Annotated in this window: 18 protein-coding genes and 1 riboswitch; all 18 genes read right to left on the reverse strand. The window is 47.9% G+C overall.

The annotated features are described in order from the left end of the window. Nucleotides 1-180 precede the first annotated feature (180 nt). Nucleotides 181-1263: a hemolysin family protein gene (locus MKY28_RS22220; protein WP_036606063.1), complete on the reverse strand. Its 1083-nt coding sequence runs from the start codon at nucleotides 1261-1263 to the stop codon at nucleotides 181-183. Nucleotides 1264-1547: 284 nt separating this feature from the next. After that, on the reverse strand, nucleotides 1548-2885 hold the full coding sequence (locus MKY28_RS22225; RefSeq protein WP_340027613.1) for a hemolysin family protein: 1338 nt from the start codon (nucleotides 2883-2885) through the stop codon (nucleotides 1548-1550). 719 nt (nucleotides 2886-3604) lie between these two features. Then, complete coding sequence (gene purD / locus MKY28_RS22230; protein WP_340027614.1) at nucleotides 3605-4870, reverse strand: phosphoribosylamine--glycine ligase; 1266 nt, start codon at nucleotides 4868-4870, stop codon at nucleotides 3605-3607. 130 nt (nucleotides 4871-5000) lie between these two features. Continuing rightward, nucleotides 5001-6548 carry a bifunctional phosphoribosylaminoimidazolecarboxamide formyltransferase/IMP cyclohydrolase gene (gene purH, locus MKY28_RS22235; RefSeq protein ID WP_091019800.1) on the reverse strand — a complete coding sequence of 516 codons (1548 nt, stop codon included), beginning with the start codon at nucleotides 6546-6548 and terminating at the stop codon, nucleotides 5001-5003. A 294-nt stretch (nucleotides 6549-6842) separates the two neighbouring features. After that, complete coding sequence (purN, locus tag MKY28_RS22240) at nucleotides 6843-7460, reverse strand: phosphoribosylglycinamide formyltransferase (protein ID WP_307414985.1); 618 nt, start codon at nucleotides 7458-7460, stop codon at nucleotides 6843-6845. After that, nucleotides 7460-8500 carry a phosphoribosylformylglycinamidine cyclo-ligase gene (gene purM / locus MKY28_RS22245; RefSeq protein ID WP_340027615.1) on the reverse strand — a complete coding sequence of 347 codons (1041 nt, stop codon included), beginning with the start codon at nucleotides 8498-8500 and terminating at the stop codon, nucleotides 7460-7462. The genes purN and purM overlap by 1 nt, the downstream gene beginning before the upstream one ends. A 440-nt stretch (nucleotides 8501-8940) precedes the next feature. After that, complete coding sequence (purF, locus tag MKY28_RS22250) at nucleotides 8941-10419, reverse strand: amidophosphoribosyltransferase (protein ID WP_340937047.1); 1479 nt, start codon at nucleotides 10417-10419, stop codon at nucleotides 8941-8943. Next, nucleotides 10404-12647: a phosphoribosylformylglycinamidine synthase subunit PurL gene (purL, locus tag MKY28_RS22255; protein WP_036668395.1), complete on the reverse strand. Its 2244-nt coding sequence runs from the start codon at nucleotides 12645-12647 to the stop codon at nucleotides 10404-10406. The genes purF and purL overlap by 16 nt, the downstream gene beginning before the upstream one ends. After that, complete coding sequence (gene purQ, locus MKY28_RS22260; RefSeq protein ID WP_036606071.1) at nucleotides 12625-13314, reverse strand: phosphoribosylformylglycinamidine synthase subunit PurQ; 690 nt, start codon at nucleotides 13312-13314, stop codon at nucleotides 12625-12627. The genes purL and purQ overlap by 23 nt, the downstream gene beginning before the upstream one ends. A 4-nt stretch (nucleotides 13315-13318) precedes the next feature. Then, entirely contained in the window at nucleotides 13319-13564 is a 246-nt protein-coding gene (purS, locus tag MKY28_RS22265) for a phosphoribosylformylglycinamidine synthase subunit PurS (RefSeq protein ID WP_017690695.1), read from the reverse strand. A 595-nt stretch (nucleotides 13565-14159) separates the two neighbouring features. Further along, on the reverse strand, nucleotides 14160-15032 hold the full coding sequence (locus MKY28_RS22270) for a phosphoribosylaminoimidazolesuccinocarboxamide synthase (RefSeq protein ID WP_340937048.1): 873 nt from the start codon (nucleotides 15030-15032) through the stop codon (nucleotides 14160-14162). Nucleotides 15033-15283: 251 nt separating this feature from the next. Continuing rightward, nucleotides 15284-16582, reverse strand: coding sequence for an adenylosuccinate lyase (gene purB, locus MKY28_RS22275; protein ID WP_036668399.1), 1299 nt, complete (start codon nucleotides 16580-16582; stop codon nucleotides 15284-15286). After that, on the reverse strand, nucleotides 16579-17781 hold the full coding sequence (purK, locus tag MKY28_RS22280) for a 5-(carboxyamino)imidazole ribonucleotide synthase (RefSeq protein ID WP_036668401.1): 1203 nt from the start codon (nucleotides 17779-17781) through the stop codon (nucleotides 16579-16581). The genes purB and purK overlap by 4 nt, the downstream gene beginning before the upstream one ends. After that, a complete protein-coding gene (gene purE / locus MKY28_RS22285; protein WP_339258764.1) occupies nucleotides 17778-18263 on the reverse strand; it encodes a 5-(carboxyamino)imidazole ribonucleotide mutase in 486 nt (161 codons plus the stop codon). Before purE ends, purK begins: the two co-directional genes overlap by 4 nt. Nucleotides 18264-18457: 194 nt before the next feature. Continuing rightward, nucleotides 18458-18559, reverse strand: a riboswitch (purine riboswitch). 270 nt (nucleotides 18560-18829) lie between these two features. Then, nucleotides 18830-19264, reverse strand: a complete 435-nt coding sequence (locus tag MKY28_RS22290; protein ID WP_047840488.1) for a universal stress protein — start codon at nucleotides 19262-19264, stop codon at nucleotides 18830-18832. 222 nt (nucleotides 19265-19486) lie between these two features. Further along, nucleotides 19487-19750, reverse strand: coding sequence for a DUF1294 domain-containing protein (locus tag MKY28_RS22295; protein WP_017690702.1), 264 nt, complete (start codon nucleotides 19748-19750; stop codon nucleotides 19487-19489). Between the two features lie 126 nt (nucleotides 19751-19876). After that, nucleotides 19877-20014: a hypothetical protein gene (locus MKY28_RS22300; protein WP_017690703.1), complete on the reverse strand. Its 138-nt coding sequence runs from the start codon at nucleotides 20012-20014 to the stop codon at nucleotides 19877-19879. A gap of 74 nt (nucleotides 20015-20088) precedes the next feature. Beyond that, nucleotides 20089-22218: a DNA topoisomerase III gene (locus tag MKY28_RS22305; RefSeq protein ID WP_340937049.1), complete on the reverse strand. Its 2130-nt coding sequence runs from the start codon at nucleotides 22216-22218 to the stop codon at nucleotides 20089-20091. Between the last annotated feature and the right edge of the window lie 47 nt (nucleotides 22219-22265).

Raw genomic sequence — 22265 nt, forward strand, 5'->3', positions numbered from 1 at the left:
ATCTTTAAGTTAAGATTCTTTAAATTTATATTAATCCATTGGACCTCAATATGCAAGCTTTTATTTTAAAATTAAGATTTAATACAAAAAGCAGGACCCGATCACTCCGGGAACCTGCTTAGCGTATAACGATTGATTAGGTTGCTTCGTATTCCTGTATTACTTTTGCATTACTGCTTCTTAAACCAGTTTCATTCTTTTTGGTGGATTCACCAAATCTTTATGCTCGTATTCATCCTTGATATCTCCGACAATCTCTTCAAGGATATCCTCCATCGTAACCATACCTACCGTAGCACCTGCCTCGTTTTTCACGGTTGCAATGTGTACACGGCTTTGCTGCATCTGGATCAGTACATCCTTGATTGGAGAACGCTCGGAGAAACTCGGCGTATTGTGAACAAATGTCTCCATATTGAAATCTCTGCCCGCAGCCACACTCGTCAGCATTTCTTTTGTATTAATAAAGCCAACAAAATGAGCCTGATCCCCATTTGCAATAACAGGGTATCGCGTGTATTCATGTCGATTTAGCGTCTCAATGATCTGATCAATCGGCATTTCCTTATTCAGAGTAACAATTTTATCTCGTGGAATCATAATCTCCTGAAGCAGACGCTCATCAAAAGCAAAAATGTTTTTGAGATAGTCCAGCTCCGTCTGGTTGATCTCGCCACTCTCGTAGCTCTGTGCCATAATCAGCTTCAGCTCTTCTTCGGAGTGAACGGTATCATGCCCGGCAGGTTTTACACCAAATATGCCAAGCAACAGACGAGCAGCTCCATTTAGCGCGTAGATGAATGGATTCATGATTTTACCGAACCAGTACAGTGGTGGTGCCAGCAACAGCGTCATTCTCTCTGCAAACTGAATCGCCAGGGTTTTCGGTGCCAATTCACCAATAACCACGTGCAGGAACGTAATGATCGCCAGAGCAATACCATAGGAAAGCACGGTAGACAATGCCGCTGGTACTTCCATTCGCTCAAAGAGCGGATGCAGCATTTTCTCAACAGTAGGTTCACCCAAGGCTCCCAATACCAGCGCCGTGATGGTAATCCCCAATTGACACGCCGACAGATAATAATCCAGGTTGTGCGCCACTTTTTTGGCCAGTACTGCCTTTTTGTTGCCTTCCGAGATCAATTGATCGATTCGGGACATCCGTACTTTAAGAATTGCAAATTCGGCTCCAACGAAAAAGGCTGTCAGACCTATAAATACGGCTACTAAAAATAAATTCAAGGCTATTATTCCGTCCAATGATTTCCCTCGGGTTGAGGGATTCACCTCCATTAAATTTTAAAATAAGGTTTGCACGAGTGACGTTCCGGTGACGGCTCGTTCTTCCGATCGCCATTGCCTCCAAATTTTCCTGATTATTGTTTTCAAAGGTTTAAAATTGGTTTGCAAACGCGAACGCTACGCTTCTTCAGGATCGATTCCGTCCCCTACACTGCTACGTTGCCAAAACGTTTTAAATTCTGAGGGCAGTAGCCAAATAGGCAGTCAAACCCTAGATTACAGTCAGATCGAACCAACCAAGATCACGCCAGATCGCTAGTCGCTTCCTCGACCTGCGCGCCGTTTACCCGCTCCAGAAGAACTTGTTTGATGTGATAGTTTTCGGTATCAACAACGGTCCACACATAATCGCCGTGTTCTACCGTGTCGCCTTTTTCCACACCTACACCCTTCTGGTACTGGATCCATCCAGCAACGGTATCCATCTCTTCATTACCTTCAAAGCTAAGTCCGAACTGCCGCTCCACTTCATCCAAAAGTACCCGACCATTAATGAGATATTGATTCTCTCCGGTCTCCTGAATATCGGCCACCTCATCGGCATCGAATTCATCGCGAATCTCACCGACAAGTTCCTCCAGAATATCCTCCATCGTAATGATACCCGAGGTACCCCCATATTCATCCACGACCACGGCCATGTGTACACGTTCCTGCTGCATTTTAATCATTGCATCCTGGATACTTGTAACTTCGGAAACAAATGGGATCTCACGAACGAACTCGCTTAGTTGATACGATCTTGCGGCTACCATGTCAGGCAAAATCTTTTTCACATTCACAACGCCGATAATGCGGTCCTTGTCCCCATCCTCGATGACAGGGTAACGTGAGTAGTTATGTTCATCCAATATAGGAATAATATCGTCATAGGTCATATCCTGATCTAATGTCACCAGTTCTGTACGAGGTACCATGATGTCTTTGGCATCACGTTCATCGAACACAAATACATTTTCCAGATATGAAAGCTTGGTCTTGTTGTTCTCGTCACCTTCATAACTCTGGTTCATGATGATTTTGATCTCATCCTCCGAGTAGGCTTGATCATGTTTGGCAGGCTTCACACCGAATCCTCGCAGAAGAACACGTGATGTTCCATTAAGCGCCCAGATGAACGGATACATGATTTTACCAAACCAGTATAGCGATGGGGCGAGCATTAATGTCAGTTTTTCTGAAAATTGAATCGCCAACGTTTTCGGTGCCATCTCACCAACAACCACGTGCAAGAACGTGACGAGGATAAAGGCGATCGCATAGGAAGCAATCGACGAGATTGAAGCAGGTACATCTAAATAATTGAATACCGGATATAACAATCTCTCAACCGTCGGTTTTCCGAGCGCTCCCAGTCCCAGAGCAGTGACCGTAATACCGAGCTGACAGGCTGACAGATAATAATCCAGGTCCGAGACAACTTTTTTAGCCAATACGGCCTTTTTATTGCCCTCCGCGACCAGTTGATCCACTCTTGATGTACGAATTTTGACTACAGCGAACTCCGATGCTACGAAAAATGCAGTCAATGCAATCAAGATAATAAGTAAAACGATATTCAATATGGTAATTATGTCCAATGATTTCCCCGGTTCTCAGGGATTCACCTCCAGAGATAGTTACAGCGTGATCCGTTAACTGTGTTAACCATTCATCAACTGTTAGTCTTTCAACACGACGTCTGCCTTATATAAAATTGATTTCAATGATATCTTTTGTATAAGTCTTACGTTTGACCTTGTAAAATTACAAAACAGGAATTCAAGATGAAGTCAATGACTTGCAGAAACTTCTTCATTCAAATCGGGTTACCCCTCATGCTGTCAATTGTTCCTCGCTTAACTCCACCTAGATTCGCCATTTGGACAATTTACAATATCGCCTACCCAATAGATATCCACCTCCCCTCGTACTCATTCCTGTTTCCGAAAAGTATACCATGTTTCCCGCTCAACCATCCAGTTGCACGTTATGGTTTGCCACAAGCTTACAGTATAATGTTCACAAATTAGTCTCTATGTATGTTACGTACTTTATATAATATGATTGATATTACCTCATAATGTGATATTGTTCACATGTCTAGTATAGTCCAATTTATAAAAATACTACCCCTTACTTTAGGGCATTAAACATGCCGGATCTCCCTGATTTAATCCCGTTTTGAATCTTCCCCATATTCTTTCCCGTATAAAACAAGTCCGGCCTTATGCACAAGATACATCTATATACGTATCAAAGAGCCCGCAAGATGCAAATACCTTTCCGGTATACATCTTTACGGGCTCTTATATTCATTCTATACGAGTGCTTTGGCAGCAATATCCGTTCGCTGATGTTTACCATCAAAGTGGATACGCTCCGCCTGTTCATAAGCTTTGTTTCTAGCTTCGGCAATATCCGCACCAAGGCCAACTACACCCAGGATCCGTCCACCATTCGTAACCCAGTCTCCTGCTTCACTACGTGCTGTACCTGCGTGGAATACCACGGCATCTTGCACTTGATCCAGTCCTTCAATGACTACGCCTTTGGCATAAGGACCCGGATAACCTCCTGAAGCAAGTACCACACATACAGCAGCTTCATCGCTCCATTCAATCTCAATGTCAGCCAGCTTGCCATGAACGGTTGCCCAGAAAATATCGAACAAGTCGCTCTTCAAACGTGGCAAAACAACCTGTGTTTCGGGATCACCAAAACGTGCGTTGAACTCAATCGTTTTTGGTTTACCATCTGGTGAAATCATCAGCCCGGCAAACAATACACCCTGGAATGGGCGTCCCTCGGAAACCATCGCTTTGGCAGTTGGTTTGATGATCGTCTCCACGGCTTCCTCAATAATAGAAGCAGGGATATGTGGCAAAGGTGAGTATGTACCCATACCGCCTGTGTTTGGCCCCTGATCATTGTCGAATACAGGTTTGTGATCCTGTGCTGCGGCCATTGGGCGAACCGTCTCCCCATCGACAAAAGCCAGAATCGACATTTCCTGTCCTGCGAGGAATTCCTCGATAATCACTTTGGCTCCTGCTTCACCAAATACTTTGTCCACCATGATACTGCGAAGTGCCTGATCAGCCTCATCACGAGAATAAGCTACCGTCACACCTTTGCCCGCAGCCAATCCATCTGCCTTGATGACAACCGGGATTGCTTGCTCATTCAGGTATGCTTGAGCTTGTTCGTAGTTGTCGAATTTTTCATAGGCTGCGGTTGGAATGTTGTATTTGTGCAGCAGATCCTTCATGAACGTTTTACTTCCCTCGATCTCTGCTGCATTACGACGAGGTCCGAATACCGGAATACCTGTCGAATCAAATGCATCCACGATCCCATCCGCAAGCGGATCATCCGGACCAATAACCACTAAACCTACTTTAAGCTCTACAGCAAGAGCCGTTAGTTTATCGAATTCATTTACCGCAATGGCATGACACTCAGCGAGCTGAGCAATGCCTGCGTTTCCAGGTGCACAGTGAATCTTGTCTACCTTTGGACTCTTTGCCAATGCCCAGATGATTGCATGTTCCCGGCCACCGCCGCCTACTACCAGAATATCCATTCGCTCTGTTCCCCCTCCGTGCATAACTGGATTTGTTACGCTAATGCGTGTTAAAAAACCTAAAAAAGAGGGGGTGTACCATAAGTCATAAGTATGACTGGCGACACCCCTTATTTAAACCTTTTTCGTTCTAGTGTTTGAAGTGACGAACGCCTGTGAAGACCATGGCAATTCCGTATTCATTGGCTACTTTGATGGACTCTTCATCTTTGATCGAACCACCAGGTTGAATCACGGCTGTAATTCCGGCTTTTGCTGCCAGTTCCAGCGTATCACCCATTGGGAAGAACGCATCGGATGCCAGAATAGCACCTTTTGCTTGCTCGCCCGCTTGCTCAATCGCAATTTTGGCTGCACCCACACGATTCATTTGTCCAGCGCCCACACCCACCGTCATATCATTCGCAGCAAGTACAATCGCATTGGATTTCACGTGTTTAACTACTTTCCAGCCAAACAACAGCTGTTTCAGTTCTTCTTCCGATGGCGCACGATCCGTTACCACGTTCAGTTCACTCGCTTCGATGGAGTGTACATCGGACTGTTGCACGATCATGCCGCCGTCGATAGACGTTACCACGAATTGGCTCTCCCGTTTACGAGCAGCATTCAACTCACCCGTTTTGAGCAAACGAATGTTTTTCTTCTTCGTCAGGATATCGAGAGCCTCTTGTGTAAAGTCAGGAGCAAGTACGATTTCCAGGAAAATCTCGCTTAACTTGCCTGCTGTGTCGCTGTCGATAATGCGGTTCGCTGCTACAATGCCACCAAAGATAGACGTTGGATCTGCAGCATATGCCTTGCTGTAGGCTTCATAGATACTTGCGCCAATTCCTACGCCGCATGGGTTCATATGTTTAACCGCCACAACTGCCGGTTCTTCAAATTCTTTGACGATCTGCAATGCTGCGTTCGCATCGTTGATGTTATTATAAGACAACTCTTTGCCGTGCAATTGCTCGGCTGTTGTCAACGTATCTTGTGCAGCCAGCGGTTTGCGGTAGAATGCCGCCTGCTGGTGTGGATTTTCGCCGTAACGCAAATCCTGGAGTTTTTCGTAAGTAACCGTCAGACGCTCTGGCAGTGGATCGCCATTTACGTTGGACAGGTAGTCGGAGATGAGTGCATCGTAAGCCGCCGTATGACGGAACACTTTTGCCGCAAGCCGTTTGCGAGTTTCGAGAGTGGTATCTCCATCGTTGCGCACTTCCTCCAGCACTTGGCTGTAATCAGATGCGTCTACAACGACACTGACAAAGGCATGGTTTTTGGCTGCCGAGCGAAGCATCGTTGGACCGCCAATATCGATGTTCTCGATGGCATCTTCGTATGCTACGTCCGGTTTCGCAATAGTCTCTTGGAATGGATACAGGTTCACGACAACCAGATCGATATAGCCGAGACCGAGTTCTTCCATCTGGCGTGTGTGCTCTTCGTTATCACGCACAGCCAACAACCCACTATGAACTGCCGGATGTAATGTTTTGACACGTCCGTCCATGATTTCCGGGAATCCGGTCACATCCGAAATTCCGATGACAGGTACGCCTTCCTTCGACAACAGGCTACTTGTACCTCCTGTCGAAATAATCTCCACACCCATTTGCGACAGCTCGCGGCAAAAGTCCACGATGCCCGTTTTATCCGATACGCTAACCAGCGCTCTTTTGATACTCACAATATGCTCCTCCTTTAATGTCCCATGGCTTCGCGTTTCCTGACGAAACACAGCCGATTTATTTCCCGAGAAATATCACAAAATGCGTACCAATATTCGACTTCTGTTATATAAGTGGAACCAAGATGTTTACACGGGACACTCCGATGACAGAACAACCTTCTAATCGCTGTTATCCCCAGATTTTTTGATTCCCTTTTCTTAAAGGGAAAATCCGGTGATAAAGGCGAACGCTTCGCTTTTTCAGGTTTTTTCTGTCCTCTCCGTTAATGTGTAAAAAAAATTCAACTTATATCAAACCGGTTTGTTAACAGTCACGTGACGTCCGTCTAATTGAACCAGACCTTGCGCGAACCAGGAAACAACTTCAGGGTATAACTGCTGTTCGGCCGCGTGAATGGAACGGCTGATTGACTCAGGCGTATCTTCTGGCAAAATGGGAACGGGATGCTGGGCAATAATCGGTCCGGTATCCATGCCTCCGTCCACAAAGTGCACGGTCACACCCGTAACTTTCACACCGTATTCCAATGCCTGTCCAATCGCATCCTTACCTGCAAATGCCGGTAGCAAGGACGGATGAATGTTAATCAACCGCCCTGCGTAACGATCCACCACAACGGAAGTCAGCAATCTCATATATCCAGCAAGAACGACCAAGTCGATCTTTTTGGATTCAAGCACTTCCACGATCTCTGCCTCATAGGCTTCACGGGAAGCATAATTTTTCGGAGTAAACAGATGACATTCCACGCCTGCGTCCTGTGCCCGCTGCACAACACGTGCAGATGGTTTATCACACACGAGCAGATCAACGGATGCATTCAGCCCACCATTCCGTACTGCATCGACCAATGACTGAAAGTTAGTCCCTTCACCCGAGGCAAATACAGCTATGCGGTAGTTCGCCATTAAACATCCGCTCCCGTGAAGGTTACTCGCGCATCTCCTTCAGTAACACGGCCAATGATGTACGCTTCTTCACCAGATGCTTTCAGTTGTTGTAGCGCTTCTGATGCATCTGCTTCATTAACGACCAGTACAAGCCCAACACCCATGTTAAATGTGGTGAACATGTCACGGTTCGAGACAGCACCCTTTTCCTGTAACAGGTTGAAGATTGGCAGGATCGGCCAAGAGCCGTAGTCAATATCCACATTCACACTGCTAGGCAACATACGTGGGATATTCTCGATGAAACCACCACCTGTAATGTGTGCCATGCCTTTTACTTTTACCTTTTCCAGCAGGGACAACAGAGGTTTAACATAGATCTTTGTAGGTTCCAGCAGAGAATCGCCCAGCTTACCACCCAGTTCCGCTACTTCATCATGCAGATCAAGTCCCGCATCTTCCAACAAAAGTCTACGTACCAGCGAGAATCCGTTACTATGCACACCGCTGGAAGCCAGGCCAATTACTGTGTCGCCAGGAGCAATGGTTGTACCATTGATGATCTTCGCTTTGTCCACGATGCCCACCGTGAATCCGGCAATATCGTATTCGCCTTCACTGTACATGCCCGGCATCTCCGCCGTCTCGCCACCGATCAACGCACAACCAGATTGATGACACCCTTCAGCGATACCCGCAACAATAGCTTCAATTTTCTCAGGAATGACTTTGTCACATGCCAGATAGTCGAGGAAGAAGAGTGGTTCTGCACCCTGTACCACAATGTCGTTCACACACATCGCTACCGCGTCGATTCCGATGGTATCGTGACGGTCCATGGCAAATGCAATTTTCAGCTTGGTGCCTACGCCATCCGTACCGGATACAAGCACCGGCTCATCGTATTTATCTTTGTTCAAACCGAACAGGGCACCGAATCCACCCAGATCTGTCATCACTTCCGGACGGAAGGTACGCTTCACGTGTTTTTTCATCCGTTCAACCGCTTCATTACCTGCCGCGATATCAACGCCGGCCTTTTTATATGCTTCGGACAAGTGGAATCATCTCCTTTTTTTTCGCCCCACCTAAATCCTCCCGCCCGGGAGGACCCCATAGGACCTTGGCAGGCCCTCTGGACACCCGCCAAAAAAGCGGTGCAGAGGTGGCTGGTGTGATCTTGCTATGGTTGGTTCGTGCGTGATCTCGCGGGATTGTTCGCCGATTCCGTTGGCTGCAAGCCATCGGTCAGCGAACCCCGCTCAGCTACGCTGCGGGCAAGCCCGCTGGGCAGCTGCTTCGCCTGGCTGCCTAACCCCTGTTGCTCCGCAAGGCGGGGCTTAAGGGCTCGGGCTAGGCCCGGGGGCAGCTGCTTCGCCTGGCTGCCTGAGCCCCTGTTGCTCCGCAAGGCGGGGCTAAGGGCTCGGGCTAGGCCCGGGGGCAGCTGCTTCGCCTGGCTGCCCTGGCCCCTGTTGCTCCGCAAAGCGGGGCTATAAGGCTAACAGCTGCAGCCGAATTTTTCCTCGCCGCCAAAATCGAGGCGGGTTGGGTAATCATGATCAAAACATGCGAGACATAGTCCGCCTTTAGGATCATCCTGATTATCTCCCTGAATCGATGCAATCAGTCCATCGGGACTGAGGAACTCCAGGGAGTCCGCATTAATTTCACGGCAAATTTCTTCCACCGACAACTGTGAAGCAATTAATTCACGGCTGTCAGGCGTATCAATACCATAGAAACACGGGTTTTTGAAAGGTGGTGATGTAATGCGCACATGAACCTCGGTAGCTCCTGCATCACGCAACATGTTCACGATCCGTCGGGAAGTTGTTCCCCGTACGATGGAGTCGTCAATCATAACCACACGTTTGCCTTCCACAACACGACGCACAGCGCTCAGCTTCATCTTCACGCCCTGTTCCCGCAATTCCTGGCTTGGCTGGATAAACGTACGTCCGGTGTATTTGTTCTTGATCATACCCATTTCATACGGAATACCTGTCTGTTCAGCATATCCAATGGCCGCCGAGATGCTGGAATCTGGTACCCCCGTAACCAAGTCCGCATCCACAAACGACTCAATCGCCATCCGGCTTCCCATCCGTTTACGGGCCGCATGCTGGTTCGTACCATTCATATCACTATCCGGACGAGCAAAATAAATATATTCCATCGCGCATAATGCCTTGCGGTGTATGTCATGATCAAAGCGATCCTCATGTAGACCATCTGCATCCAACACAAGTAGTTCACCCGGTTCAATGTCACGGATTAACTCTGCGCCAATTGTTTCCAGTGCACACGTCTCAGATGCAAATAGATATGCATCTCCCAGCTTACCCATCGTCAGCGGACGAAGTCCGTGCGGATCGGAAGCCACGAGGAGTTTGTCATTGGTCATGATCAGAAATGCATAACCACCCACAATGCGTTGGAACGCCTCTTTTGCCGCTTCCACAAGCCCTTTGGAGGATCGTGCAATTAGATGCGCAATGACCTCGGTATCACTTGTTGTTTGGAAAATGGACCCGCTCTGCTCCAGCTCGCGCCGGATCGTTGGTGCATTCACAATGTTTCCGTTGGTCGCTACCGCCAAATCGCCATCACGGTATTTGAATACCAGAGGCTGTGCGTTCGTCAATTTACTGTCACCACTTGTTGAATAACGGACATGTCCAATGGAAATATCCCCGGTCAACGTCTGCATCAGGTCTTTGGTGAACACTTCCTTCACCAGACCCATGCCGCGATGATAATTAAACTGGCTGCCATCACTCACACACATTCCTGCACTTTCTTCGCCCCGATGTTGCAGCGCATGCAGTCCATAATAGGAGAGCGAAGCCGCGTCAGGGTGTCTGAACACCCCGAACACGCCGCATTCTTCCTTCAATTTGTCGAGTCCTTCCTTGCCGGACCCTTCATTATAATAATCGCCTGTCCACAACGGTCCTGTCGTCAGTTCATGAGACATGGAATCGCATCCTCCCAGACCTGAGCCAAACCTCCTACAGGTTCGCTCACGGCTGATGTTCCGTTCAATTCAATCGTCAGGTTACTTCCTTCTACACGTCCAATCACAGCTACAGGTACACCACGCTCACGTACAAATGCTTCAAGTTTACCCGCTTGCTCTGGCGTAGCCGACAACAAGATACGGGATTGGCTCTCACTGAATAGGGCGTGATCTGCACGCAATGCAGTCTCGACATTCACCTGTGCTCCTACGTTACCGCTGATGCAAGACTCTGCGAGTGCAACAGCCAAGCCGCCTTCAGACAAGTCATGTGCCGAGCGAACGAGACCGGATTGAATAGCTTCCAGCACGGTGCTGAGCAATGCTTTTTCCGTTTGCAAGTTCAGTTCTGGTGGACGACCTTCCGTCTGACCATGAACCGCGTATTGCAGCTCGCTGCCACCCAGTTCAGCTTTTGTTTCACCGAGGAGGATGATGACATCACCTTCGGATTTGAATGCTTGTGTCGTGATATGATCCGTATCATGAACGAGACCTACCATACCGACAACTGGCGTTGGATAGATGGAGCCTTTGGCATTTTCGTTATACAAACTTACGTTACCACCGATGACCGGCGTATCCAGCACACGGCAAGCTTCTGCCATACCGTCTACCGCTTTCTCCATTTGCCAGAAAATATCCGGCTTCTCCGGGTTACCAAAGTTCAGGTTGTCCGTAATCGCCAGTGGCTCAGCACCGGAACATACAATGTTACGCGCTGCTTCACTTACGGCAATCCGTCCACCAACTTCAGGATCAAGGTACACATAACGTCCATTACAGTCCGTTGTCATCGCGAGACCTTTGCGTGTGCCACGAATCGTAACTACGGCTGCATCCGAACCCGGACGAACGGCAGTGCTTGTACGCACCATGTAGTCATATTGATCATAAATCCATTTTTTACTTGCTACTGTTGGTGATGCCAGCACTTGTTTCAGTGCTCCGCCGAGATCCGACACTTCGTCATAACGAAGCGTGTCGATGGAAGCACTTTGCTCGTAGTAGGCAGGTACAGAAGAAGGTTTGTCATACACTGGACATTCGTCAACCAAAGCCGTTACCGGCATATCTCCGACCACTTCGCCGTGGTGGATCAATTTCAGACGACCATCATCCGTTACTTTACCAACTTTGGCACAGATTACGCCCCAACGTTCAAAGATTTCCATCGCCTGCGCCTCATCCTTCGGCTCAACGACGAACAACATCCGTTCTTGGGACTCAGACAACATCATCTCGTAAGGTGTCATGCCTTCTTCACGCTGTGGTACCTGATCCAGATACAGTTCCAGACCGTTACCCGCTTTACTTGCCATCTCTGCACTCGAACATGTCAGACCAGCGGCACCCATATCTTGAATTCCCAGCACGATTCCCGTGTCGATCAATTCCAGACAAGATTCCATCACCAGTTTCTCCATAAACGGGTCACCGACCTGAACGGCTGTCCGTTGGGACTCGGATTCTTCCGTCAATTCAACCGATGCAAAGGTTGCTCCATGAATTCCATCACGGCCTGTTGGCGGACCAACATAATACACAGGGTTACCTACACCTTTAGCTACGCCGCGCTGAATCTTGTCATGATCAATCAGACCCACACACATGGCGTTAACCAGTGGATTGCCTTCATAGCTCTCATCAAACATCACTTCGCCACCAACGGTAGGAATACCGATACAGTTACCGTATCCAGCAATACCCGCTACCACATGTTCGAACAAATATTTAACGCGATCGCTCTCCAGCTTACCGAAACGAAGGGAGTTCAGTATGGCTACTGGTCTTGCACCCATGGAGAAAATATCACGAATAATGCCTCCCACACCTGTTGCCGCACCTTGATATGGCTCAACCGCGGAAGGATGGTTATGGCTTTCAATTTTGAATACAACGGCCTGGTTATCACCGATATCCACGATACCGGCACCTTCACCAGGTCCCATCAGGACACGTGGTCCAGTGGTTGGGAAACGGCGCAGCAATGGCTTGGAGTTTTTATAAGCACAATGCTCGGACCACATTACACTGAACACACCAATTTCCGTGTAGTTTGGCTTACGCCCCATGAACTCACAGATCAGCTCATACTCGCTGTCAGATACGCCCATTTGTGCGTAAAGTTTATGTTCTGCGACCTGTTCTGCTGTTGGTTCCTTAGCGGATAGCTGCTGCGTCATGCCGATCCCTCCATGCTTTCAAAATAGATGTAAACATACGTTTGCCGTCTTCCGAACCAAACAGTGAATCCACTGCACGCTCTGGATGCGGCATCATGCCGACCACGTTTCCAGCCTCGTTACAGACTCCTGCAATATCACCCAGAGAGCCGTTCGGGTTGGTACCATACGTAAATACGATCTGGTTGTTCGCTTGCAGACTCGCCAGCGTCTCCTCGTCGCAATAATAGTTGCCTTCACCGTGAGCAATCGGGATGATAATCTCTTCGCCGGGTGCATAGTCACGTGTAAATGGTGTATCTGCGTTCGCCACTTTCAATACCGTATCGTGACAACGGAATTTCAGGGAAGTGTTACGGATCAATGCACCTGGAAGCAATCCCGCTTCCGTCAGGATCTGGAATCCGTTGCAAATACCCAAAATATATTTACCTTGTTCAGCAGCTTTCGCTACCTCGTTCATTACCGGTGCAAAGCGGGAAATCGCTCCGCAACGCAAGTAGTCACCATAAGAGAAACCACCCGGAACTAAAATACAATCATAAGCCGAAAGATCTGTAGCCGTGTGCCATACATAATCAACCTCTTGTCCAATCGCATCTTCCACTGCCTTGTAACAGTCGATGTCGCAGTTGGAGCCAGGGAACACAAGAACTGCAAATTTCATGAGATTAACCCTCCAATTCGTAGCGGTAATCTTCAACAACGGTGTTGGCCAGCAGCTTTTCACACATGACTTTCAAACGTTTCTCCGCTTCCGCACGATCTGTTGTATCCAGGTTCAATTCCATGACTTTACCGATCCGTACACTTTCCACTTCATTGAATCCCATGGAATGCAGGGCTCCTTGAACAGCTACGCCTTGCGGGTCGAGTACGCTTTGCTTAATAGTGACATATACGGTTGCTTTGATCATGATCCTTATGTTCCTCCTCAGTAATGAACGGGATAAATGCTTTATGCTGTTAAAAATGGGGGTCTGGCGCTTGCTCCGGGGCGGATTGTTCTTCCGGTCGCTTGTTGTCCCCCGGTTTTTTGATTGTTTTGAACCGCTGTGCGGTCAAAACCCGGGGACAAAGGCGAACGCTATCGCTCCTTTAAGAACAATTCCGCCCCTCCGCTAGTCCATGTGACGTTTTTTAAAGGCCTAAACCTTTACGTTGCACGGTGTGTAATGGTCTAGACTGACCATTACGTGAAACTAGTGAATGGTCTTTAAGTTACTTTAGTAACCTTATTATTTTTATATTTGTAGACTTCCTGTATATGAAGAGAAGTCTTGGTCTTCAATTGCCTCATCCCCCAGTTTGTCACTGGCGGAGGGAAAGATTTGAGCTAGAGAAACGAAGTGCTCGCCTTTGCAACCGGAATGTTTCCTTTTGAAAAAAGGATTCCAATCAAAACATTCCGGGGGCAACAGCGATCGAAAGCCAAACTTCCCCATAGCCTCTCGCTCAAACGTTAGCTTCCTCAAACTTTCCCATAGCCTCTCACTCAAACGTTAAACTTTATTATTTCGTTAAACGGTTATAAATATCGACGTATCTTGCGGTTGTTGTCTCTACTACCTCTTGTGGAAGTGGATCAGGTTTGCTGTTCTTGTCCCAATCGGTTCCGGCGAGATAGGTGCGCACTGGCTCTTTATCCATACTGTCGATCTCGATGTCGAGTTCATAATTCTCTTTGGCCCAGAAGCGTGAAGCATCTGGGGTGAAGATTTCGTCAATCAGGATGACCTTGCCATCCACGATGCCGAACTCGAATTTGCAATCTGCCAGAATGATGCCACGCTGATCACAGTAATCACGGGCGAATTCGTACAGGTGCAGGCTTTTTTCCTGAAGCTCAACTGCGAGTGCGTCTCCCACCAGTTCTTTCATGCGATCCATTGGGATGTCCTCATCGTGACCAACATCGTTTTTGGCTGCCGGTGTGAAAATAGGAACTTCGAGCTTGGCGTTTTTGCGAAGTCCATCAGGCAGTTTAATGCCATTCACTTCACCACTCGTCTCGTATTGTCTCCATCCCCCACCCGTGATGTATCCACGCACGACACATTCAATATCAATGCGTTCTGCTTTGCGGGTTACCATGATGCGGTCTTTGAGCAATTCAGGGTCTGTGATGAGATCACCCAGTTGATTCACATCGGTATGAACGACGTGATTCTCCATCATGTCACCCGTCAGTTCGAACCAAAAGCTGCTGAGTTTATTCAGTACGTTTCCTTTCTCGGGAACCGCCGGGTCCAGCACGTAATCAAATGCCGAGATTCGGTCGGTAACCACGATTAGAAAATGTTCACCCAGATCGTACAATTCACGTACTTTTCCTTTATATAACAGAGGTGCTTTAACGAGATCTGCCGCAGTGGACAGTGCCATGGGCTCACCTTCTTTCAGGAGATGTAAAGTATACGTCCAATTCCCCTCATCACGCGGGGCCACTCCGAATGCAGAATAACCTTCCGATCGCTGTTATCCCCGGATTTTTCTGATCCCTTTCTCAAGGGGGAAATCCGGTGATAAAGGCGAGCGCTTTGCTTCTTCAGGTTTTTTCTGCCTTCTCCGTTCCAGCGTGAACACATAATCAACCTATACTTTTAGAGAGTAGAATAATTCAAAACCTTAATATATTAGTCGTTCAAGCCGAGCTTTTTGAAGATGGTGTCAACGTGCTTCAGGTGCCATGACGGGTTGAATGCATCTGCGATTTCTTCTTCGTTCAGCACTTCCGTAATTTCCGGTGTGGATTTCACGATATCCTGGAACTGGCGTTGTTCTTCCCATGCTTGCATCGCACGTGGTTGAACGGTATCGTATGCTTGCTCGCGGCTGAAACCTTTGTCGATCAGCTTTGTCATGATGCGACCGGAGAATGGTACCCCGTAGGTGCGCTCCATGTTGCGTTTCATGTTTTCAGGGAATACCGTCAGGTTCTTCACGATGTTACCAAAACGGTTCAGCATGTAGTTCAGCAGCATCGTTGCATCCGGTAGAATGATACGTTCTACAGAAGAATGTGAGATGTCGCGCTCATGCCAGAGCGTTACGTTCTCGTATGCGGATACCATATGTCCGCGAATGACGCGGGACAGACCGGAGATGTTTTCACTACCGATCGGGTTACGTTTGTGTGGCATCGCAGAAGATCCTTTTTGACCTTTAGCAAAAGCTTCTTCCACTTCACGGAACTCACTCTTCTGTAGCGCACGTACCTCTGTAGCAAACTTGTCCAGGGACGTTGCGATCAACGCCAGTGTAGCCATATATTCTGCGTGACGGTCACGTTGCAATGTTTGAGTCGAGATCGGCGCAGGTTTCGTGCCCAGCTTCTCGCAGACAAACTCTTCAACAAACGGATCGATGTTCGCGTATGTTCCAACTGCGCCTGAGATTTTGCCGTATTGTACATTGTCTGCTGCATGGCGGAAACGCTCCAGGTTCCGTTTCATCTCTTCATGCCACAATGCCATTTTCAGTCCAAATGTCGTTGGTTCCGCATGCACACCGTGCGTACGTCCCATCATTGGTGTGTGCTGATAAGCCAATGCTTTTTCACGAAGAATTTCAATGAAATTCACGATATCCTTTTCCAGAATCTCATTCGCTTGACGCAATACATAACCTAGAGCCGTATCTACGACATCCGTGGAAGTCAGTCCGTAGTGCACCCATTTCCGCTCCGCACCCAGACTTTCAGATACCGTACGTGTAAATGCGATAACGTCATGACGTGTTTCTTTTTCAATCTCATAGATGCGATCGATGTCAAAAGATGCGTTCTGACGAAGCAATGCAGCTTCTTCCTTAGGGATAACACCCAGTTCGGCCCACGCCTCACATGCACAAATTTCAACTTCCAGCCACGATTGGAATTTGTTCTCTTCGGTCCAGATGGCTCTCATTTCGGGTCTGCTATAACGTTCAATCATGAATTTGTATTCCTCCAGAGATTAGTTTGTTCAATCCATTGCAATCCTTCTTCAACATCCTGACAGAGCAGATTCACATGCCCCATCTTACGTCCTGTTTTTGCTTCGGTTTTACCATATATGTGAAGCTTGGGAATCACACCGAGCTCTATCGCTTCTACATCAGGTTGCCCTGTTCTGGCGATAATGCCTTCCAGATGTTCTCCAAGCACATTGACCATAACAACCGGACTCAATAACGAAGTGTCCCCAAGTGGTAACCCGCAGATGGCACGGATATGTTGTTCGAACTGAGAAGTCGCACAAGCTTCCATCGTATAGTGACCAGAATTATGCGGTCTTGGTGCCAGCTCATTGACGTACAGTCTTCCATCCGCCGCTACAAACAGTTCCACAGCCAGCAGTCCAACAGCCTTCATCGATTCTGCCACCGCTGCTGCCAGCTTTTGCGCTTCAATCTGGATATCTGCGGCAACTCTAGCCGGTACAATTGAAGCATGCAAAATGTTGTTCACATGAATGTTCTCCGCTGGCGGGAACGTTTTGATCTCCCCATTTGTACTACGCGCTACAACGACCGATATTTCGCATTCAAACTTGATGAATTGTTCCAACACCAGTTCCGCACCAGTAGCCGCAAGTTCTTCGTATGCCGCAACAGCCTGACTTGCTTCCCGGATGACCCGTTGACCTTTGCCATCGTAGCCTCCAGTCACCGTCTTCAGTACACAGGGCACTCCAAGTTCGCTAACAGCAGCAAGCATCGTATCCGCACTTATGATTTCCCGATAAGGCGCGACTCTCACTCCGGCGGCTTCGATCGCACGTTTTTCACGCAACCGATGTTGTGTGGTGTACAGTAACGCACTTCCTTGCGGAACGTAAGACTCACGTTCAAGCAGCCCAGCCACTTCTGCATCTACATTTTCGAATTCATACGTAATGACATCGCATTGCCGAGCCAGTTCAAGTGCAGCTTTGGCATCGTCATAACCAGCTTCAATCTGACGAGCAACTTGACCACAAGGTGCATCCGCAGCGGGATCAAGAGTAACGAATCGATACCCCATTGCCGTTCCTGCGAGCGTCATCATCCGTCCGAGCTGTCCGCCTCCAAGAATGCCGATGGTTGTTTTCCCGGGCGGCAGGACTTTTTTTAGCTCTCCTGCTATACCGGATTGGTTCCCTGCTCTATTCATAGTTCTTCACTACTTTCGAGTACTTCTTGTTTGATGCGCTCTCGGCGAGCTTCAGAGCGACGTTGGACATCCGGGTCAAAAGCACCGATTATTTGAGCTGCCAGCAATCCTGCATTCGTTGCCCCTGCCTTGCCAATCGCCACAGTTGCGACGGGAATACCACCAGGCATCTGAACAATGGACAACAAGGAATCGAGACCGTTCAATGCTTTGGATTGAACCGGTACGCCAATGACTGGAAGCATCGTTTTGGCGGCAACCATACCAGGTAGATGTGCTGCCCCGCCTGCCCCTGCAATGATCACCTTAAATCCTCGATCAATCGCCTGCTCTGCGTATTCAAACATCAGATCCGGTGTACGATGGGCGGAGACCACCTTTTTCTCATACCCAATCTCCAGTTCGTCCAGCACCTCGCACGCATGTTTCATCGTTTCCCAATCCGACTTGCTGCCCATAATTACAGCGACTTGCAGTGACATGAATACATCCAACTCCCGTCTGCGCTTTTTTGATTACATCTGACTATTAAGGAACTCTTATTACGTGTGAAATGAAAAAATCCGCTACCCGCGAAAACATCACATTTTCTCCGGACACCGGACTCCAAGAAATACGTATCCCTCATTTGGGCATGCCAAAAGGGGGCTTGCTGTCCGCATCTGGTTGCATGCGACTCTCAGCCGTATCTCCTCGTAGTCCGGAAATTTACGGTTCCCGGGTAGATACTTCCGGGCCCTATTCCCGGCGTTATACGAGCAAATATCTATCAAACTATCTTCGTTCATTTTTGTAATCTCTTATTACACATTTCGTTCCTACTCGACCTTATTCTTACCTGATCGACACATCTAACATTCTAACAATCCCCTACAGCTAATGTCAACTTAAAGACGAACATTTAACATATTGACAAATATAATGTTCGGGAATTGCTTCTTTAAATTCGCTTAACCATCCATTTCATCCCATAAAAGAAAGCCGGCTCCTCTTCAATCTCTCGAAGACAACCGGCTTCCTGCTTTTCAGTGCGTACACACTTCATCCATTATTTTACGATCAGTACTGGAACCTGCGCATGCTGCACCACATTGTGACTGACACTACCCAGGACAAATTCCCGAATACCACCCAGTCCGCGGCTACCAATAATAATGATATCAGAATCATTTTCTTTGGCAAAATCAAGCAACACTTCCGCTGCCGCTCCTTGAATCAGATCCACATTGGCCGTTACACCCGCAGCCTGAATTCGTTCTTTCGCTTCATCTGTTGTCTGCACAGCCAGATTGTAGTAGTCATTATTAAGTGAAGGTGGCAGTGGAGCCAACCCCTCACCGATGAATACACGCGGGAAATCAAAAGCATGAATGACATCCAGTACTGCATTTGGGGACACTTTAGCTAGCTCAATCGCACGATCAAGTGCTTTATTTGAAGCTTTGGAACCATCATAAGCCACTAATATTTTGGAAAATAACATGTGAATCCCGTCCCTTCCTTTATATGTAGAGCACGCGAAGCAAGCATCGGTCTGACATGTAATAAACTAACAGTTAAATAACAGAACCATGTAACTCCTTAAACGTTCCAGAGCCACAATGAACCATTTATACGAATGAATTTACATATCAGACGAATTAATGATACACCTTTCACTTCAGCGTAAGTCTTGTTCGAATGGTTACGCATGTGTTCCATGTGTTCATTGAATAAAGTAACCATAGATTACCGCATTCAAGAATAACAACAATGGAATGCCAATGGTGAAGCTTGGATGTTTAGTCTTATGCCTTTTCCGATACATCGCGATCCAGACTCCCAAAGCACCGCCTATAAATGCTAATAAGAATAACGTCCGTTCAGGTGTACGGTCACGACGCTGTTGTGCACGCCTCTTATCATCCGACATCACCAGATAACCAACTACATTAATAAATAAAAACCACAATATAAGTCCGGTTTGCATATAATTCTAGCGATCCCCCTGTCCCGGGACATCTCCCTGTCTCCATTATAGTCCTCATCAGAGACATGTTCAACGCACCGGATAGGGAACCGCAATTTTGTGTAATAACGCTAACCTCGCTCTAACCTAGGACTCCTGTTTTGGAATACCGTTCAGGCTTGGTGCTCTTTTGGCTGCTTTGTCCGGGCGCACAGCGATACTCTCTTCCCGAATACTGTCTTTGTTTTGCTGGTTATGAATTTTCTCTGGTTTGTTATGCGGCATGTAGGTATCACCTCCTTGGCTTACGTTGCCTGAAAACGGAGGATCTTATACGACTTCAACTACCCTCAAGCGTGTTACTCTCCCTTTTTCTCCATAGCCGCCTTCAGCAGATCTCCAAGGTTAGACCCAATGGACTCCTGCTTCGCATATTGTTTCACCAGCTTTTGCTGATCGCGTTTGTTCACATGCTGTTTGTCCTTATCCAACGTTTCTGTAATACCACAAGGTAGACATTGTACGTATAACCCCGCCTTACCTTCTTTGATTTCCATCTTTTTGTGGCACTGCGCACAACGACGATTGGAGAGTCTCTTTTCTGCCGAACGACGATACCCGCAGTCCTCGGTAGGACATACAAGAAACTTGCCGCGCTTGCCCTTCTTCTCCAGCAAACGTGCATTACAGTCCGGACAATGGCTATTGGACACATTATGCGGCTTGTACTCTGCTTTGCTGCCTTTTACCGTAGACACCAACTCTTTTGCCATGGATCGGATACTATCCAGAAACGGCCCCGGTTTCCCTTGCCCACGAGCGATGCGTTCCAGTTCAGCTTCCCAGCGGGCAGTCAGATCCGGTGAACGAAGCTGCGGGGCAGCCAGTTCAATCAACTGTTTCCCTTTACCGGTTGGATGCATGCTGTTGCCTTGACGATCTATTGTATCGGAACTGACCAGCTTCTCGATAATATCCGCACGTGTAGCTGGAGTGCCGAGTCCATGCTTTTCCATCTGGGAAAGCAAAGCAGCTTCGGTATACCGTTTGGGCGGCATCGTCCGTCCACTTTTAATATGGCAACGCTGAACCGTCACGGACTGCCCTTGCTGCACATCTGGCAAAAGCGCACGCTCATGGTCTGCTGCATCATCAGTACGGTCATCGTCATCATCGCTGTAATCACCGCCGTATACTTCACGCCATCCACTTTCTTTCGCCGTTGTACCTTTAACATGGAAGGAGTCATTCCCCACCTGAACCGTGATTGCAACCGAATCGTACTTCGCTGCCGGATAGAACAGGCTGATAAAACGACGTACGATCAGATCGTACAGTTTGCGTTCCTCTGGATTCAATTGATTCAAAAGCACCGTCTGCTCCGTGGGGATAATCGCATGGTGATCCGTAACTTTGCTGTCATCCACAATACGTTTGGTGATATCCAGATTTTTGCGCAGCAAAGGACGTGCCAAAGACGCATAAGGTCCAATGGCTACACTATCCAGCCGTTCTTTCAACGTAGCTGTCATGTCCGAAGTGAGGTATCGACTGTCCGTACGCGGATACGTCACAAGCTTGTGCTGTTCATACAGACGTTGCAGGACATTTGATGTTTGCTTTGCAGAGAAACCATATTTCCGGTTGGCATCCCGTTGCAGTTCCGTCAGATCATATGCCAGTGGATGCGGCTCTACTTTCTCGCTTTTCTTCACTTGGGCAATCGTGCCCTTGCGCCCATCTACCCGTTTCTTCAATTCCTGCGTTTCCTGAGGGTCAAAGATTCGCGAATCTCCCCCAGTTGCCCGCCACACAGCCTGAAAATCTCCCAAATCTGCCGTTAACGTCTCATACTCCTGCGAGCGGAAACCGGTAATTTCATTTTCCCTATCCATAATCATGCCTAATGTCGGGGTTTGTACACGTCCAGCAGATAACTGTGCATTGAAACGAACGGTTAGTGCACGGGTCACGTTAAGTCCAATCATCCAGTCGGCTTCCGCCCGGCAGCGTGCAGATTCATAAAGACGGTCGAACTGACTACCTGGTTTCAGCGAAGCAAATCCGTCTTTGATCGCCTTATCTGTCTGGGATGAAATCCACAGGCGTTTAAAAGGTTTTTTCCACCCTGCCATCTGCATGATCCAACGGGCCAGCAATTCTCCCTCACGGGCTGCATCCGTCGCAATGACAAGCTCACCCACATCCTGACGTTTCATTAACTGCTGCACGGCTTTATATTGATGATTGGTCTCTTTAAGTACTTTCAATTTCGTACGATCTGGCAGAATGGGTAGGTCCTCCAGATTCCATGTTGCATACTTTATGTCGTAATCCTCGGGTTCAGCTAATCCAACCAGATGTCCAAGCGCCCAGGTAACGATATATTTCGGGCCTTCCATATAACTTTTATGTTTATCACGCGCACCCATAACTCTGGCTATTTCGCGTGCTACAGATGGTTTTTCTGCGAGTACCAATGTCTTCACTTCATATCTCTTCCTCTCTGGTAGAACGTTATGTCTCTTTTATCACT

The sequence above is a fragment of the Paenibacillus sp. FSL R5-0473 genome (assembly GCF_038004565.1).
In the GTDB taxonomy this organism is placed as follows: domain Bacteria; phylum Bacillota; class Bacilli; order Paenibacillales; family Paenibacillaceae; genus Paenibacillus; species Paenibacillus amylolyticus.

Bases quoted from the DNA above. Each gene is read 5' to 3' on its own strand.
- purK (WP_036668401.1), bottom strand. From the start codon at position 17,781: ATGAATAGAGCAGGGAACCAATCCGGTATAGCAGGAGAGCTAAAAAAA.
- purL (WP_036668395.1), bottom strand. From the start codon at position 12,647: ATGACGCAGCAGCTATCCGCTAAGGAACCAACAGCAGAACAGGTCGCA.
- purB (WP_036668399.1), bottom strand. From the start codon at position 16,582: ATGATTGAACGTTATAGCAGACCCGAAATGAGAGCCATCTGGACCGAA.
- purF (WP_340937047.1), bottom strand. From the start codon at position 10,419: ATGTCTCATGAACTGACGACAGGACCGTTGTGGACAGGCGATTATTAT.
- purQ (WP_036606071.1), bottom strand. From the start codon at position 13,314: ATGAAATTTGCAGTTCTTGTGTTCCCTGGCTCCAACTGCGACATCGAC.
- purD (WP_340027614.1), bottom strand. From the start codon at position 4,870: ATGGATATTCTGGTAGTAGGCGGCGGTGGCCGGGAACATGCAATCATC.
- MKY28_RS22270 (WP_340937048.1), bottom strand. From the start codon at position 15,032: ATGGCACTGTCCACTGCGGCAGATCTCGTTAAAGCACCTCTGTTATAT.
- purN (WP_307414985.1), bottom strand. From the start codon at position 7,460: ATGGCGAACTACCGCATAGCTGTATTTGCCTCGGGTGAAGGGACTAAC.
- MKY28_RS22290 (WP_047840488.1), bottom strand. From the start codon at position 19,264: ATGTTATTTTCCAAAATATTAGTGGCTTATGATGGTTCCAAAGCTTCA.
- MKY28_RS22300 (WP_017690703.1), bottom strand. From the start codon at position 20,014: ATGCCGCATAACAAACCAGAGAAAATTCATAACCAGCAAAACAAAGAC.
- purS (WP_017690695.1), bottom strand. From the start codon at position 13,564: ATGATCAAAGCAACCGTATATGTCACTATTAAGCAAAGCGTACTCGAC.
- purE (WP_339258764.1), bottom strand. From the start codon at position 18,263: ATGTCACTGCAAGTCGCTGTAATTATGGGCAGCAAGTCGGATTGGGAA.
- MKY28_RS22295 (WP_017690702.1), bottom strand. From the start codon at position 19,750: ATGCAAACCGGACTTATATTGTGGTTTTTATTTATTAATGTAGTTGGT.